Origin of the sequence: Nostoc sp. DedQUE04, from assembly GCF_034530995.1 — a bacterium.
Lineage (GTDB): Bacteria > Cyanobacteriota > Cyanobacteriia > Cyanobacteriales > Nostocaceae > Nostoc.
In genome coordinates this window covers 51,838-67,488 of record NZ_JAVRCA010000022.1, presented here as the reverse complement: position 1 = coordinate 67,488, position 15,651 = coordinate 51,838, and the positions used below count along the sequence as shown (strand labels likewise).

General features: G+C 40.8%; 13 protein-coding genes. 3 read left to right on the top strand and 10 right to left on the bottom strand.

The genetic code is table 11. The annotated features are described in order from the left end of the window. Positions 1-429 precede the first annotated feature (429 nt). The 5 genes from ftsY to RM049_RS17145 all read right to left on the bottom strand — a co-directional run bounded on the left by ftsY (position 430) and on the right by RM049_RS17145 (position 6,462). Entirely contained in the window at positions 430-2,091 is a 1,662-nt protein-coding gene (ftsY, locus tag RM049_RS17165; protein WP_322705035.1) for a signal recognition particle-docking protein FtsY, read from the bottom strand. A gap of 254 nt (positions 2,092-2,345) precedes the next feature. Then, positions 2,346-2,987, bottom strand: a complete 642-nt coding sequence (gene nusB, locus RM049_RS17160; protein WP_292787087.1) for a transcription antitermination factor NusB — start codon at positions 2,985-2,987, stop codon at positions 2,346-2,348. A 147-nt stretch (positions 2,988-3,134) separates the two neighbouring features. Beyond that, positions 3,135-3,875 carry a DUF502 domain-containing protein gene (locus RM049_RS17155; protein ID WP_322669835.1) on the bottom strand — a complete coding sequence of 247 codons (741 nt, stop codon included), beginning with the start codon at positions 3,873-3,875 and terminating at the stop codon, positions 3,135-3,137. A 709-nt stretch (positions 3,876-4,584) separates the two neighbouring features. Beyond that, positions 4,585-5,493: a glycosyltransferase family 2 protein gene (locus RM049_RS17150; protein WP_322682244.1), complete on the bottom strand. Its 909-nt coding sequence runs from the start codon at positions 5,491-5,493 to the stop codon at positions 4,585-4,587. A gap of 126 nt (positions 5,494-5,619) precedes the next feature. After that, positions 5,620-6,462, bottom strand: coding sequence for an HpsJ family protein (locus RM049_RS17145; RefSeq protein ID WP_322705034.1), 843 nt, complete (start codon positions 6,460-6,462; stop codon positions 5,620-5,622). Between the two features lie 1,013 nt (positions 6,463-7,475). Between RM049_RS17145 and RM049_RS17140 the strand changes: the two genes are divergently transcribed. After that, positions 7,476-8,123, top strand: a complete 648-nt coding sequence (locus RM049_RS17140) for a glycoside hydrolase family protein (protein WP_322705033.1) — start codon at positions 7,476-7,478, stop codon at positions 8,121-8,123. A gap of 17 nt (positions 8,124-8,140) precedes the next feature. On the opposite strand, the gene menH is transcribed toward RM049_RS17140, so the two are convergent. From menH to metG, 5 genes are all read right to left on the bottom strand, one after another. After that, a complete protein-coding gene (menH, locus tag RM049_RS17135; protein WP_322705032.1) occupies positions 8,141-8,959 on the bottom strand; it encodes a 2-succinyl-6-hydroxy-2,4-cyclohexadiene-1-carboxylate synthase in 819 nt (272 codons plus the stop codon). A 356-nt stretch (positions 8,960-9,315) separates the two neighbouring features. Next, positions 9,316-9,717 (bottom strand): metal-sensitive transcriptional regulator, encoded by a 402-nt coding sequence (locus tag RM049_RS17130; RefSeq protein WP_322705031.1) that lies wholly within the window; start codon positions 9,715-9,717, stop codon positions 9,316-9,318. 93 nt (positions 9,718-9,810) lie between these two features. Further along, positions 9,811-10,977 carry an LPS export ABC transporter periplasmic protein LptC gene (gene lptC, locus RM049_RS17125; RefSeq protein WP_322669841.1) on the bottom strand — a complete coding sequence of 389 codons (1,167 nt, stop codon included), beginning with the start codon at positions 10,975-10,977 and terminating at the stop codon, positions 9,811-9,813. A gap of 44 nt (positions 10,978-11,021) precedes the next feature. Next, positions 11,022-11,651, bottom strand: a complete 630-nt coding sequence (locus RM049_RS17120) for an NYN domain-containing protein (RefSeq protein ID WP_069072029.1) — start codon at positions 11,649-11,651, stop codon at positions 11,022-11,024. 167 nt (positions 11,652-11,818) lie between these two features. Continuing rightward, the gene (metG, locus tag RM049_RS17115; RefSeq protein ID WP_322669842.1) at positions 11,819-13,423 is read right to left on the bottom strand and encodes a methionine--tRNA ligase; all 1,605 of its coding nucleotides are present in this window, start codon (positions 13,421-13,423) and stop codon (positions 11,819-11,821) included. Positions 13,424-13,802: 379 nt separating this feature from the next. On the opposite strand from metG, the gene RM049_RS17110 reads away from it, so the two are divergent. Together RM049_RS17110 and RM049_RS17105 are read left to right on the top strand one after the other, a co-directional pair. Then, entirely contained in the window at positions 13,803-14,528 is a 726-nt protein-coding gene (locus RM049_RS17110; RefSeq protein ID WP_322690272.1) for a 1-acyl-sn-glycerol-3-phosphate acyltransferase, read from the top strand. Positions 14,529-14,688: 160 nt separating this feature from the next. Further along, on the top strand, positions 14,689-15,507 hold the full coding sequence (locus RM049_RS17105) for an alpha/beta hydrolase (RefSeq protein WP_322705030.1): 819 nt from the start codon (positions 14,689-14,691) through the stop codon (positions 15,505-15,507). Positions 15,508-15,651 lie beyond the last annotated feature (144 nt).

Genomic DNA, 15,651 nt, shown 5'->3' with positions numbered 1-15,651 from the left:
CTGGATAAAAGTGAAGTAACTCTATCTTCTTAGTCAAAGGTAACAGAGTTAAACCATTAGCCTGTAATTTATTCTAGGGGTGAGTCATTTGGTAAGTGTAAGATATGAATAGAAGAGATGACACTAAAAATAGAAGAAATATCTTCTAAGAACTTTAAGTCAAAAGTCAGAAAGAGTCTTTTCATTTAACCATCAGAATTCCAACCTCTCGATAGACGTTGCACGAGTAAGTCGCCATAGCCAACACCAGTCATCCCTAAATTTATCAGTTTTAAGACTTACGCAAAAATAGCTAAAAAGCTTAATTTATCGAACCTCCTTCTCTGTCAGAGGCTGACGCCAACGCGCAGTGTCTCCCAGAGAAGAATAATACAATATTGCGTAAGTCCTAAGTTTGGTAAGAAAAATTTTTAACTCGAAATTTTTCAATTAACCACTCAAAAGAGCTTCGACAAACTCATAGCTCGAAAAGGGGCGTAGGTCTTCAATTCCTTCGCCAGCACCAATAAAGCGAATGGGTAAACCTAGCTGCTGTACAACGGCAAGGGCAACGCCGCCTTTAGCAGTGCCATCTAGCTTGGTTAAGACAACACCACTGAGTTGGGCAGCTTGGGAAAAAACTTCAGCTTGCCGTAGTCCATTTTGACCTAAAGTTGCATCTAGAACCAAAAGAGATTCTACTTTGGCATCTGGGGCTTTTTTGTCGATAATTCGCCGGATTTTACCGAGTTCGTCCATTAAATTTTTCTTGTTTTGCAGTCGCCCAGCTGTATCTACCAGAAGTAATTCGGTTTGACGCGCTTGGGCAGCTGCGATCGCATCAAATACAACTGCTGCCGGATCTGTATTTTTTCCCGGATTGGCAATTACATCCACGCCACTTCTACTACCCCAAACCTTTACTTGTTCCACGGCGGCGGCACGGAAGGTGTCTGCTGCGCCAATCAAGCATTTATAGCCAGATTTTTGTCCCAAGTGGGCAATTTTGCCGATGGTAGTGGTTTTACCGGCACCATTTACCCCAGTGATTAACCAAATATTCAAGGTTTCTTTTTCTGGCGTAAAGGTAGTTTTGTGGGATGTTTTGCTCGGTGCATCCAGCATATCCCGGAGGATTTTTTTCAGGAAAGCGATCGCTTCTTCAGGTGCAGTAACTTCTTCTCGCAGTTTTGTCTGTAAAGCATTGATAATAAAGTCTGTCGCCTCTACACCCACATCAGCTTGCAAAAGCAATGCCTCAATTTCCGTCACAGCAGCTTGGTTTAGCGGCCCTTGACCAACGATCGCCTTCAGTTGATTGAGAATACTACGGCGAGTTTTGTCTAACCCTTGCCGGAGCTTTTTCAGCCAGGTAATTTCTTCAATAGAAACGTCTTCTGCACTCCTACCTTGAGCTGCTAGAACTTTCGCTGACCAGACAAACCCATCATCAAATAGCAGTCCGGGACTTTCCTGTCCTGTTTCTGAGGTTGTAGCTACTGGCTGTACTACCTCCGGTTCTGGAACTTCAATGGCGGTGGCTATTAGTTGTTCTAGCTTGGCTTGCCGTTCTGCCGCCGCCCGTTCTAAAAAGGATAAGTTAGCTGGTGCTGTTGGCTGTGTTGCTTCTGGCGTAGCTAGTGGTTCGCTAGGTGTTGGTTCAACTTCGCTTGCCGTGAGTTCTGTGGTGGAAACATCAGGCTGTTCAGCAATTGCTGCCACTGAAGAATCTTCTGTAATTTCTTCCTCACTAGCAGCTTGGATAACTTCTGGCTGTGCTGTTTCTACGGTTGTATTAGTAGCTTCTGGTTCGGTTATTTCCGCAGTTGCCGTTTCTGCGGTTTCAGGTTCTATTGATGGTGCTAAGGTATCTGCTGGATCGGGTAGGGTTTCTACTACCTCGACTTGCTGTTTTTGCTGAATATTTTTGTAGGCAGCTTTCGCAAATGCCAATAAATCTGCCGTTGTGTCTGGTGTAGTTTCAGCAGTTGGTGTGGAGGTTTCGGCTGGCTTTGGTTGGGGTTCTTTTGCAGGAGGAGTTTCTTCCTGTTTCTGATCGGAGGGAGTGTTAGAGGAATCGTTATGTTGACGACGGAACCAATTAAAAACCATTGCAGCAGTATTAGTTATATGAGTTATAAGTTATAAATTATGAGTTTAATTTAACTTTGTACTTTTTCTTGGGGTGAAAACTTCCGGGTTATCCTCACCTTTCAACGCCAGTTTAAAGAAAATCGTTACAACAAGAGGTTTCCTCTGTTTGCGCAGCATCTCCCTTTGGAAGAGGTTCCGCTTGGAAGAAGCCGCAGAAGGGGCTACAGACTTTTTCCCACGGCAGTAAAGAAATTATGAATTCCGCGGCAGTACTACGCAGTTTTTTTCTGCTCGGTGACTCGGCGTAAAACACCATTAATAAACCGATGACCATCGTCTCCACTGTAGCGTTTGGCTAGCTCCACAGCTTCGTTGATGGCGATACTGTCTGGAACTCCCAAGAACTTCATTTCTGCCACGGCAATTTGCAAAATATCGCGGTCAATTTGGGCGAGACGAGTTACTTGCCAATCTACTAAGGCCGCAGAAATGAGTTCATCTATAATGTGTCGATTTTCGTTGACGGTGATTACAAGCTCTTTAGCGTAATTCCGAACTCCCTTGTCTTGATTAGCTAATTGAATCAATACTGGGAAATCGACTGCTGTACCCAACTGATTGATTGCTGTCTGGGTGCAGGCGATCGCTTCTTGAAGCATTGTTCTGGCAGTATTGAGGTCGGAGGCCCGAGTTTGGCTGCTTAAGAGGCGATCGTTACTGCGTTGCAGTTCACCTGCGGCATTATCGAGGGTATCTTGTACTTCTGAGGTCAGAGTACGTACTGCTCCTAGCACCAACTTGGATACTAGTTGATCGTCTTCTAATTTATCTAATTTCTTTGGGTTGACTGGCAATTGGCTAAGGCTTAAAAGCGCCAATTCACGAGCAATTTGCTGGGGTTTACGAGGTTGCATAAAACTGAGGGGTGATTGTGCAAGAACTGAATTAACTAGGCAAAACAAACTTATAATTATATCAATTTTGGCACACTCAAACAACAACATTACGCATTTGCTTGTGACTATGCCAGATTGATTTTAAGTTTCTTCAACGGGAATAACCTACTGCTTGATTTCGTCGTGTTTCACTTCCAGTGTGGATTCTTGAGGGAAAACAAAAGGCGTATTAGGGGCGACAATGCCACCAGAAACAACTATTTTAAAGGCGTCTTCAATCGACATTGAGAGGTTCACCACCTCGTCTTCAGGAACAACTGCGTACCATCCGGTAGTCGGATTTGGGGTGGTGGGGATAAAAACACTTAGCATTGGGCGAGATATCTGGGCTTGGATATCACTGCTGATTACACCAGTCACAAAAGCGATCGCCCAAATTCCTCGGCGGGGATACTCTACCAAAATTACTCGGCGAAACTTGCCATTAGAATCTTTTAGTATTGTTTCTAAAAGCTGTTTGAGAGTTTTGTATACCTGTCCTGCTAAAGGAATTGCCTGTAATAATCGCTCACCAAAATCTAACAACCAGCGCCCAGCTATATTCCGAGCCATCAATCCCATCAACAATATACTTAGTAGGGGTACAGCCAATCCTACTAATAAATTAAGTATATTTACTAAAACTGGGTTTAACCCATCAAAGGGATTCAATTGTTTAGGAATTTGGGTGAGGAAGTTGATTACCCAAGTCGCAATGGTAATTGTCAGCCAGATAGTGGTTGCTAGGGGAATTACTACCAATAAACCAGCAATCAGGTCGTTTTTTAAGTCCTGTTTTAGGCGATCGATTACCAAGCCCCGATTCTCCTGTTTTAAGCTAGAGGAACTTTTGTTATTCGTATCCATACCAGCAGATTCGTCAAATTCCGAAGGCTTTAACTTTGGCAGTTTTTGCCGCAAGCAACTGTCTAAAACGCTAGCAAGTTGCTTGCTGTCGCAAAAACACGTACCTGCTGCTGGAAATTAGCTATTTTCCTATAAGCATACACATAGACATTCACCAATCCGATCGCAACTGTTTATTCTTAGAGGATATTACTTTTCTTTATAAGACTTGTAAATGATTGTTGCAAGTTCTTAGATATTATTAATGTACCGCGCTTAATCAAAAGCTGCTGATGATTGTGCAAGTACTACTGGATAAAATAATTTATTAGTTTATCTGTTCAGTCACTCACTTTTGAACAGGAGCGGCTTTTATGATAATGTTCTATTAAAAATATTAATTTGTTAAGGATTTCTAAGAAATAAATTATCCATCTTGTGGGGTAAGTATTCTGCTTGCCCTGAATACAGATGAGGACACCCATCCCACTAGAAAATTTGGGATGTTTTTTATTTGGAAGTCCCTTTTATCTCAATACGGTTCAGTTAAGGGTAAAACTCTGGTTCCAAAGTCCAACTGAACTGTATTGCCTTTTATCTAGTCTTGATTCATAAAAAACAAGATCCCTGACAACTTTTACGAAGTCAAGGATCTGTGTAGCACATCTGTGCACCATATGATTTTGCGATCGCTGATTTTACTGGAAATCAAAAGGATTTTCAGCCCTGTTCACGCCGCATCAACCTGTGTAGTTTCAGAATCCGCACACTGCACCTGTTGTGTACTCTCTTTTACCAAAATCGCTGTTGTATCTAAATTAGGTTTTGGTAGATATTTCATTTCCCAGACTTTGAGCAAAATCAGGTATTCATAGAATGCCTGCAATGTACACCAAGCGACTCCGGCGCGTCCATCTAAGCATCCGCCTAAGATAAAATACATATATACAAACCGGAGCAACGGCCTAGCAGGCAAACGCAAAGACAAATCTTTCAGGGCACGCCGTCTTTCGACTTCCGATTTACCAAAGAATAAATCTTGCCAGTTAACTTTACCCTGTTCTAGCTGATACAATGTTTCTTGAGCTTCATCCGTAGAATAACGGTTGTGCTTGTCAATCCAGCGGCTCAAACCTTTGCTACAAGTGTAGTGTGGGTATGTTTCTTTTAAAAAGCTAGTTGCACCCTCACAAACTTCTCGCTCAGTATGACCGTAGTCTGTAAACCACACTTTACCGTGGCGGAAGAGTCGCATTTGGTAACGCGGATACTGTGTGCTGTAGCGAATCCAACGATTCATGAACATGACGCGTTCAGCCACATAGTAACCGATGTAGTCTGGATTATGACTTGCCTTTTCACATTCTGCAAACAATTCTGGTGTCATGCGCTCGTCAGCTTCGAGAATGTAAACCCATTGATGCTTCGGGGGGATAGACTCTAACATCCAGGTACGTTGGCGTCCGTGGCTTTCAAAAGCGTGTTGGACAACGCGGATGGGATAGCGACTGGCGATTTCCACAGTGCGATCGCTACTGCATGAATCCACAACAATGATGTCATCTGATAACATCGCCGATTCGATACAAGCAGCAATATCTAGTTCTTCGTTATATGTCAGTATGTAAATTGAGAACATTACTCAAGTTTTATAGCGATTTTACTCAGCGATCGTTGTCTTTTTATTGTTATTAGCTATTAGGCGCATGGCAGTATCAGCCGTCAATAATTTTTGGATACTCCCTACTGCCATGCCAATAGTGGATTAACGTGCGGCAGTTCTAGGTTTACCACCTTGTACAGCACCCCTACCTCTTAAGCTTGTCCAGCCGATGATAATGTAACCAATGGACAATAGCAAACTGCTAATACCAATCCTCAGTCCAGATTTCCAAGCAGTATCTTTAGCTTGTTGCAGTGCTTCGTCTCGGCGCTGGCGAACTTGGCTTAGTTGTTGAGTTTGCAGCGTTTGAACATCTGTTTGTTGTTCGATAGCTTTGTCAAGTACTTGGGGATTTGTTTTAGCCTTCTTGAGTAACTCTTTGATATTTGCGGGAATTTGAGGGCTTTCAATTGCTTGCTTATATTTTTGGTCATCTTTAAGGATTTCACTAAACTGAGCTTTGGTTTGGTTTCGCAGCTGATCTAGTTGCGCTTTTCCTTGGTCAGTATTCAGTTGTGCTTGCAATTGCGATAAGCGAGTGTTCAGTTGAGTTTCTGCCTGATCTGCTTCCTGGGTGATTCGGTTGAGTGTTTGAGTCTTGGCTTGATTGACGTTATTTAAGTGCAGGGGAAAAATCAGCAAGAACATCAACCCTAAAATACTGGAGATAATCGCGGCGGGAAATCTTAAGTCGATACCCTGGGGGCGATCGCTTGCTGCATCAGCATTCTCAATCCAATAGGCAGCAAACAGAAGCCCCAAACCTACCAAAGGAACAATTCCTCGATCGACAAGCGCTGTTCCCAAATTGATTTGCCATACCCGATCGGTGGGTTGAAAGGGTAACAACAGAATCAAAAAGTCAACGAAAAAGGACAAAATGCAGATTATTCCAACTACCTTAAGTGTGAGAGCAGTACTCACGGAAGTAAAACGGTTAACCATAGTTTTTCAAACTGGTGGTGAATATGAGTGATTTTCATATTTCAAGCTACTTGAATATTGTGCCCATGACTATGACTATTGTGTAAAAACACAAAGCAGATTCAATATTGATAAAGGCTAATCTGCCTCTTGGTTTTCAACTAGCCCACAGTAACATTTGTTATCTCCAGTGTCTTCAGGAAATTCTTGGTATCTTAAAATACAAAAATGATGTGGGGCTACAGGAACAGACTCATACCAATTCAAAATTAAGAGCTGATTCGTAAAGAAAATTTTAAGGGTACTCAACTCATTACTAGGTCTGAATTTCAGCGAATAAATCTGGATTGATTTAAATTATTGAAACCCTTATTAGACAAGTACTTTACTTGATTTCACAAATTAGCTCTAAGAAAGCCAGACAGAACAAAGGTATGTCCCTATGTATCTGTCGCATTCTTTTTAAAATTAGTATCATTAAATACTCAATCTCACCGATCGCAGTTCTCAATCGGTCGTAATACAGACTTTTTATTGGGGATCGCAGTTGGGCATTGGTGTCAAATTAAATCAAAACCTTCGCAATGAGATTGTATCGACCTATCGCCCGATTTGAGCAAAGAAGCAATTATTACTGAGAGCAGATGCTACTATAATCAATTGACTTTATACTTATTCGAGATTTTTGCGAGTTTCTCGCTTGTTATACTTACAGTAGTTTTCTTTTAGATGAAGTACAAAGCTACGGATTTTAAGGCAGGAGGTAGAAACTCTTTATATTTGATGCGTCAGTCCGGCATTTTGTACCTCAGTTACTTACAAACTCCTGTATTTATACTCTTTTTTGCTAATTTCTCAAAAAATGAGCAAATCGGAAATAATAACTAACAATCAGGTGTGAACTTTACTCGAATCAGTTCGTCGGTGATTTTTGTTAGCAAAAAGAGTGAATTTGAAGGAGTCAGACTCTGAAAGGCTTTGAATTCAAAGGTGTTGAAAAACTTATTGGCCCAATAGCCGCGCTTCTCGGCTTTGTGTATTTGTTGCAATGGTATATTGGAGACTTGCGATCGCCTCCCGATCCCATCTTTGAAAATAAACAGCCGCCTTTGGTGATGAAAGAGGGCGACCCTTATATCCGCGCTTTAATGCGAACCATCTCGGCAAGTGAGGCTAGTGGAAACCGTCCCTATTCGCTGTTGTATGGGGGACAGCAAGTCAACGACCTTAGCCGACATCCTGAGATATGCGTCACAATTGTCACAGGCCCCAATACAGGTAATTGTTCTACGGCTGCTGGCAGATATCAAATGATCAACATTACTTGGTATCGTTTAGCTCCTCTTTATCACCCAAAGCCGATGCGAATGATGTTTTGGACTACTTATAGTTTTGAAGCAGAATATCAAGATGTAGTAGTTTACCGTTGGTTAAATGATTCTAAAGTTTGGGGAACTAATATTTCGCAACTGTTGCGTCAGGGAAAATTAAATGATGTTTTGCGGCGACTCTCTCCCACTTGGACAAGTCTGGGATATGGTATAGAAACTAATTCTGTTAGTAGCTCTTTGCCTAAGGTTTATCAGAAAATGTTGCAAGAGGAAGTAACCGCAGCTAAACAACCAATAGCCCCGAATTTGTCACCATCCCCAACTCCTTCTAGCAAGGCAGTAAAGAAGTAGTGAAGTTATCCTAATTTTTAACTTGCTGCGGACACAAAAGTTTTGATATTTTCCACAAATGCCAAGGTATTTTCAAAGTGGATATTGTGTCCAGCATTACTAATTATTTTTATCTGAGCAAACTCACATATTTTAACCATTTCTGTATTAATAGATATAAATTTTTGATCGTATTCACCCACTAGTAAAAGCATGGGAATTGTACTGCATTGTAGTTTTTCCCATAAAGAAGGCTGACATCCAGTACCCATAAAGCGCAATGATTTATCTAATTCCTGCGGGTTGTTCTGCAAGCGACTTTCTATCATGCGATCGTATTCTGGATGATTTTTTATATCGCCAAAAATCGGCTGATTGTACCAATTTGATAGAAAAGCAATAAAATCAGTTTTTTCAAAGGTTCTTGTTAATTTTCTACCTATTTGTGTATCAAGTTTAATCCGTTCTAATCGTTCTGTTGCTGTTGATAAACCTGGGGAAGCTGACTCTAGCACAACTTTATAAAAACGTTCTGGAAAATTCAAGGCTAGGTATAAAGCCAATCTTCCACCCATTGAATAACCAACTAAAAAGCATTTGGCAATTTCTAACTCATCCAGTAAGTTGATTAAAGCATGAGCAGTGTTTGCCATTGTATAGTATTCGTCCCCACCCAAAACTTGAGTTTTTCCATGTCCGGAGAGATCAATTGTTAAATAGGAAAATTCGTTAAATAGTAATTTTATAGCTTCATCAAATTCATTAATATTACCCATGAAGCCATGCAAAAAAAGAATTAGTGGTTTATCTAGAGTGCTAGTTAAAGAATAATTAAGCTGATAGTTTTTTACGCTCATAGTTTAGCTAAAAACTTCGTAATCCTACAGCATATAGCGGTTATCAGTTGAGTGGAATACAGACCTAACCCCCAGTTCTTTCCTTATAAGGGAAGGGGAGTAAGATTCAAAGCCTCTCTCCTTTTAGGAGAGAAGAATGGAAGTGAAGTCAAACTGTATTTTCCATTCGATAACCGCTATATTATCTTATGGAAAAAGTTTTTACCTCGTTCACTTTTTTTTCTAGGAGTAAACGAGGCAAGTCTATAAAAATAGGTTATCTACAAGTTCTCAATATGATGTTGCCAGGGTGAATGTCACGATGCACTATATTAATTATTAATTTGGCGAACGCATTTAGATTATTTTTCTCATTCTTAAGGTAAAAATCGATCTAAAGCAGCTTTTAACTGTTTAATTTCAACGTCAATATTACCCTCTTGTGCGGCTCTAGCAATACACTCAGTTAAATGTTCATCCAAAACAATTCGCGCTACCTTATCTAATGCGCCCCGCACTGCGGCAATTTGCAGTAGAACATCAGGACAAGGGCTATTTTGCTCGACCATTGCCTTAATACCACGAACATGTCCTTCTATACGCGATAATCGATTGACAATTCGCCGTAAAGACTCTTCGCTATGGATGTGGGGATGAGCCAACTCTCCAGTCCCATGAGTAGCATCTGTATGCTCGTGGTCTGTATCGTGATAGTGGGGATGTTCTGCTTGCTGGGGTGTTGGCAAGGATTTTTTACCTAATCGATTTGATCCATTCATGGGCTATCAAAAGGCTTGTATTACTAAGATCCTAGTCTAGTACTCGACCAACCCAAAACTTACGAGTGAAAGCAGATCCTATTCACCCTAACTTTACTGCTGACGATTGGCTCTTTCTTGGGGAATAATCTCCGTTACTACCCTACCGCTAGAACTGCCACCTTTGACAACAATATTTTCTGTTTGCAGATTACCAACTGCTGTTTCACCCACAAAATTTAATGGTGGGTCAATTTGTCGGTAAACAACATTTCCCTGAGCTTCAACTAACTTATTATCTAAATACCAAGTTAATGTATTGGATCTTAGAGACTGGCGACGCTGACCAACGGCGTTGACGTTACCTTTTAAGTAAACGGTTTTTTGCGGTATTTTCATTTCACCTTGATTGGCTGTCACTGTGACATTTTCAGCACGCTGGAACATTCGCGTAGGTGAGTTTGTAGTTACAGTTTCTGCGTTCATGTTCCAGGTCATAGAGTTACTAGCTATTTGCATTGGTGGGTCTAGTAAGTCTAGTTGAGCATTCTTTTGGATAGTGGCAATTTTTGTTTTTAAGTTGACTTCGGCAGAATTACCCTTACCGCGATCGCTAATTTTATTATCTTTGTAGCGGTCAATTTCTAGAGGGCGATCGCCAATCAGTTTTTCTTCTTTAATATTCCAGATTAAATGTTCAGTTCTCACTTGCATCTGGGGATCGATAGAATTTGCTACTACTCCTCCAGAAAATTCCATCCGTTGTTCGCGGGTTTTAACTCGCACTTCCTGCGCTACTGCTTGTAGTTTTTTATGGCTGCCGTTAATCTTGTTACGAACAATCAACAAATCTTCTTTGGGACGCCATTCTAATTCATTACCTTGCAACACAATCCCATTACTAGGATCTGTGGCAAATATTTTACCTTTTAGAAACAACTGCTTCCCATCTTGTTCAATGTCTGCTACATCTGCCTTAATTTGGTAAACAATTTTGCCATCTTGATATAGTTCACCATAAGGACTTTCAGCCTGACCAATTTGTTTTTCTTTGGTGTATTTTGCGGTTTTAGCCCTGACTTTCCAAATTGGTCTTCCCACTTCATCTGCTTGTTCTAGGGTGACATCAAAGAAAGTCAAATTGCTATCTTTGTTAGATGAATCAGCAGTATTTTGTTGGGAAGCTGGAGGTGATTTACCCCCACAGGCGACTAAAGCAAATACCAATAAAAAGGTCAAAGGTAAAACAAGAAAGGAGGGAGTGGAGGAGAAATCTTGCATTTTTCTCTTTCCCCATCTCCCTCTTTTATGAAATTGATACGCCATTATTCTTGGATTTCTAGGTGTCCATCACTACTTCTGGGGTCTTCCAAAAAACCGATCCCAGATAAAGGCCGGTATGGATAGCTTTGGCGAGGAGTTTTTTGAATATCTTCTTTGATTGCTTCTAAATCAATGTAGCGATCGCTCACATTAATTAAGCTGTCACTGGTCATGGAACGCAAGCTCACAACTTCTACCCGCACACCACGATAGCTGACTGAATTAACCGCATAAGCTAAATCTCCATCACCGCTAACTAAAACTGCGGTATCATAAGAATCTACAAGTGCCATCATGTCTACTGCTATTTCTACATCCAGGTTAGCTTTTTTAGAGCCATCTGGTAGCTGGACTAAATCCTTAGCAATGACTCGATAGCCATTGCGACGCATCCACAGCAGAAACCCCTGTTGCTTCTCGTTTGTCCGATCTACACCAGTGTAGAAAAATGAACGCAATAATCTAGAACCTCCTGTTAATCGACATAATAGCTTCGTGTAATCGATTTCAATCCCTAGTTGCAATGCCGCGTAAAATAAATTTGAGCCATCAATAAATATGGCGACCCTACCCCGATTTTCCAAAACTTGTTCTGGCGTAAATATTGAATCGTTTTCCAAATTATTCAACATTGTTGTGATACCTCAATTTTTATCCCTGTTATTTTTGATACAAATTACCAACTTTTAGATGCTAGTCACAGCGGCTTATGATAATGTTCCGCAGCTAATTTAAATTGAGCCACGATAAATTTTGTGAGAAAATAAAAAAATTGAACAAAATCAGAGTTTGATAAGGACTAATCGTTTTTCGGGGATTCTATTCGCTGAAAAACAGGTTGGTGTTTACCCAACTGTTGTTTGCTCGATAGTAGTCCCCATGTAGCATGGGTGGCAAAAGGAGCATTAACTGAACTTTGTATTTGATCGTTAAAGTTTATTCCAAAGCCCAGTTGCTGATAAATATCGCTACTGATGTTCGGAATAATTGGGGATAGCAGATAAGCTGCCAGTCTAACCGATTCTAGAACTGCGTAGAGAACCTTTTCGACCGATTCCTGCTGTCCCTGTTTATATAATGACCAAGGAGCCTGTTCATCAATAAACTTATTACTGGCTTGCGCCAGTGAAAGTATGACCACGCAGGCTTGACTGAAAGCTAGCTCTTGGTATGCTTGTTTTACCTGTTCCCCTAGACGTAAACCAATGGCTTTCAAAGGATTTTCGTCAGGAATCCCTTCATTGCCGATTGATGGGACATTATTCTCAGCACAGTACTTTTTCACCATGCTCATGGTGCGATTGAGCAAATTACCTAAATCATTTGCCAAATCTGCATTCAGAACATTAATGAACCTAACTTCATTAAAATCTCCATCTTTGCCAAATTCGATTTCCTTAAGGAAGTAATAACGAACGGCATCACTACCATAGCTCTTAACTAATGCCACAGGATCAAGGGTATTACCCAGACTTTTGCCCATCTTGAGACCATCTTTGGTCAAAAAGCCATGTCCAAAGACTCTCTCTGGCAAGGGTAAGCCAGCCGATAACAGCATTGCTGGCCAGTAAACTGCATGAAAGCGCAGAATATCTTTACCAATTAGATGCAAGTTGATTGGCCACCATGTTTCTAAAGCATTTGCTAAAGTCGGTTCTGTATCTGGTTCTAGCAATGCTGTGACATAACCTAGCAGCGCATCAAACCAGACATAGAGAGTGTGCTTGGGATCGACTGGTACGGGAAAACCCCAATCTAAATTCACTCGTGAAATGGAAAAGTCTTGCAGTCCTTGATTGACAAAGCTGAGGACTTCGTTGCGCCGACTTTCTGGTTGAATAAAATCCGGTTTAGATTGATAAAATTCTGTCAGCTTAGTTTGATATTTTGATAAGCGGAAAAAATAGTTTTGTTCGTCTCGCCACTCCACTTCTTTGTTAGTATGAATTGGGCAACGGTGTCCTTCTAGCAGATCCCGTTCTTCTTTGAATTCTTCGCAGGATACGCAGTACCAGCCTTGTTGTTGTCCCTGGTAAATGTCACCAGATTCCCAGACTCGCTCAAAGAATTCTTTAACGATCGCTTGATGATGAGGCGCAGTAGTCCGACTAAAGCGATCGTATTGAATATCTAATAATTGCCATAAACTCACGAAACTAGGGACAATTTCATCACAAAATTCTTGTGGCGCTTTCCCTAAACTTTCTGCCGATCGCTGAATTTTTTGCCCATGTTCATCTGTACCTGTAATTAGTAATACTTGATGTCCCAGTAATCTCTGAAATCGCGCCACTACATCGGCTGCGATCGTCGTGTAAGCACTGCCTATATGAGGGACATCGTTTACATAATATAGGGGTGTGGTCAGCGCAAATGTAAATTCTTTTTTTTTCACTAGATTCATACAAAATAAAAATTAACTTATTAAAACGTTTTACATCTTACCTTTTGTCGGCAAAACCAGGTAATTATACAATATTATTACCATTTTTTCCAATAACATCTTCATACTAGCAAGTTTATCAAGTCCAGAATCGTTTTTTAATACGCATCAATTAAACTCATTTTTACCTAAAAAATGGAAACTAACTAATCATAATTTTTTTGAATAGTTTATATTAGATATTCTTGTGTTCAAGAATACATAATTGAGAATGCAGAAAATCTAATTACTCTTGTAGATTAGATATTTCTATCTTAAGACGGTCATGGCGATAGTAAAGAAATGTAAAAATAAAATTAAGACAAATTGCCATGTTTACTGGAAGATATATTGATTAGGTATGAGTGGAAATAGCCCCCTAGAGATTTCTCGCGCTTTGGTGGCGGCATTCTCAACGCAAATGTTCCGCTATTACGAAGACCGCATTCCCCAGGATGCGAGCGTCTTGGTAGTCAGCAATCACCGCAGCTTTATGGATGCACTGATTTTAATGGCAGCGTTATCGAGTCCGATTCGCTTTGCTTGCCATCACTACATGGGACAAGTTCCAGTCATGCGGGAGATTGTCACCGGTCAATTGGGGTGTTTTCCCTTGGAAGAAACTCAAAACCGCCAGCAAAGCTTTTTTTCGCAGTCACAATTGCTATTACAGTCCAAGCAGATGGTGGGAGTATTTCCAGAAGGGACTGCACCAATGGTGAAATTTACTCAGCCCAACCACGTGGGTGAGTTTCAGCGCGGATTTGCCCATTTGGCATTACGAGCGAATGTGCAAGATTTAGCTATTTTGCCGATCGCGATCGCTTCCTTAGAAGAAGTAAACACTAATGGCTTCCCATTAAGACTTTTAAGTGTATTCGACCCTTCAGAACCTTTATTTAAGCAAAGTGGTTGGCATCCCTTGGTAATTTATCGTCGAGTTGCGGTGTTAATCGGTCGTCCTTATTGGATTACGCCCCAACATCATAAAAAATATCATGGCAAACACGCCAGAACTGTTGTGGCTGAACTGACAGAACACTGTCACGGCGAAATTAGCAATTTACTGCGTCAAGGTTGCTATTAGAGCCATTCAATTTTGGATTTTGGATTGTTTTTATGACTTTCAATGTCTTGCTCTAAAAGGACGTTTGTTTTAGGTAAGAAGCACCGAACTTTATTTGAAAGCAACGATCGACAGTCCAAAAGTTTTATACCATTGACCAATGACTAATGACTAATGACCAATGACTATCACAGAAGTTGAGCTAAATCCTTGTTTTCTAACTCCTAAACGAGTACAGCCAGAGTATCCACTTTTGGTATATTTGCCAGGAATGGATGGAACTGGTCAACTATTGCGATCGCAAACTGCTGGATTAGAAGCTGGCTTTGATGTCCGTTGTTTGGCGCTCCCCCGCAAAGACCTTAACACCTGGGATGTCCTAACTAAGAGTGTATTGGACTTGATCGATGCCGAATTAGAAAAAAGCTCTCAAAGATCAGTTTACCTGTGCGGTGAGTCCTTTGGTGGTTGCTTGGCAATGAAAGTGGCAATCCAAGCACCCCATTTATTTAGGCGAATTATCCTAATTAACCCAGCTTCGTCCTTTCAGCTTCGCCCTTGGTTAAGTTGGGCATCCCAATTAACTTACCTAGTGCCATCAGGATTGTATGATGTCGGTGCATTAGGCTTGTTGCCATTTTTAGCATCTTTGTCACGCATTTCTCGGAGCGATCGCCACGATCTGCTAAAAACGATGCGTTCTGTCCCGTCAGAAACCGTTCTTTGGCGGTTGTCTTTACTGCGAGACTTTCATGTTGATGAGGAAAAGTTAAGGCGTCTAACTCAACCAGTTTTGTTGATTGCTGGTGCTAGCGATCGCCTTTTGCCTTCTGTAAGCGAAGTCAACCGGATAGGGAACATCTTACCAAATAAAAAGATTGTAGTCTTGCCCCATTGTGGACACGCTTGCTTGCTAGAGCAAGATACTAATCTCTATGAAATTCTTCAGGATAACGACTTTTTAGAAAGTAAAGCTGATACAGGTAGAGTTAATAAGTAAAAAGTGTGCTACACATAAATTCAGAGAGTTCACAACCTCGATTTTGCTTTCTTTGATAAGAAGGAAAAGTAAAGTACATTTAATATCTCGTCACCTTCAAATAAGATTTGCATCCTTAAAAAGCTTAAACACATATTTTTGGAG

Bases quoted from the DNA above. Each gene is read 5' to 3' on its own strand.
- ftsY (WP_322705035.1), bottom strand. From the start codon at position 2,091: ATGGTTTTTAATTGGTTCCGTCGTCAACATAACGATTCCTCTAACACT.
- nusB (WP_292787087.1), bottom strand. From the start codon at position 2,987: ATGCAACCTCGTAAACCCCAGCAAATTGCTCGTGAATTGGCGCTTTTA.
- RM049_RS17155 (WP_322669835.1), bottom strand. From the start codon at position 3,875: ATGGATACGAATAACAAAAGTTCCTCTAGCTTAAAACAGGAGAATCGG.
- RM049_RS17150 (WP_322682244.1), bottom strand. From the start codon at position 5,493: ATGTTCTCAATTTACATACTGACATATAACGAAGAACTAGATATTGCT.
- RM049_RS17145 (WP_322705034.1), bottom strand. From the start codon at position 6,462: ATGGTTAACCGTTTTACTTCCGTGAGTACTGCTCTCACACTTAAGGTA.
- menH (WP_322705032.1), bottom strand. From the start codon at position 8,959: ATGAGCGTAAAAAACTATCAGCTTAATTATTCTTTAACTAGCACTCTA.
- RM049_RS17130 (WP_322705031.1), bottom strand. From the start codon at position 9,717: ATGAATGGATCAAATCGATTAGGTAAAAAATCCTTGCCAACACCCCAG.
- lptC (WP_322669841.1), bottom strand. From the start codon at position 10,977: ATGCAAGATTTCTCCTCCACTCCCTCCTTTCTTGTTTTACCTTTGACC.
- RM049_RS17120 (WP_069072029.1), bottom strand. From the start codon at position 11,651: ATGTTGAATAATTTGGAAAACGATTCAATATTTACGCCAGAACAAGTT.
- metG (WP_322669842.1), bottom strand. From the start codon at position 13,423: ATGAATCTAGTGAAAAAAAAAGAATTTACATTTGCGCTGACCACACCC.
- RM049_RS17110 (WP_322690272.1), top strand. From the start codon at position 13,803: ATGAGTGGAAATAGCCCCCTAGAGATTTCTCGCGCTTTGGTGGCGGCA.
- RM049_RS17105 (WP_322705030.1), top strand. From the start codon at position 14,689: ATGACTATCACAGAAGTTGAGCTAAATCCTTGTTTTCTAACTCCTAAA.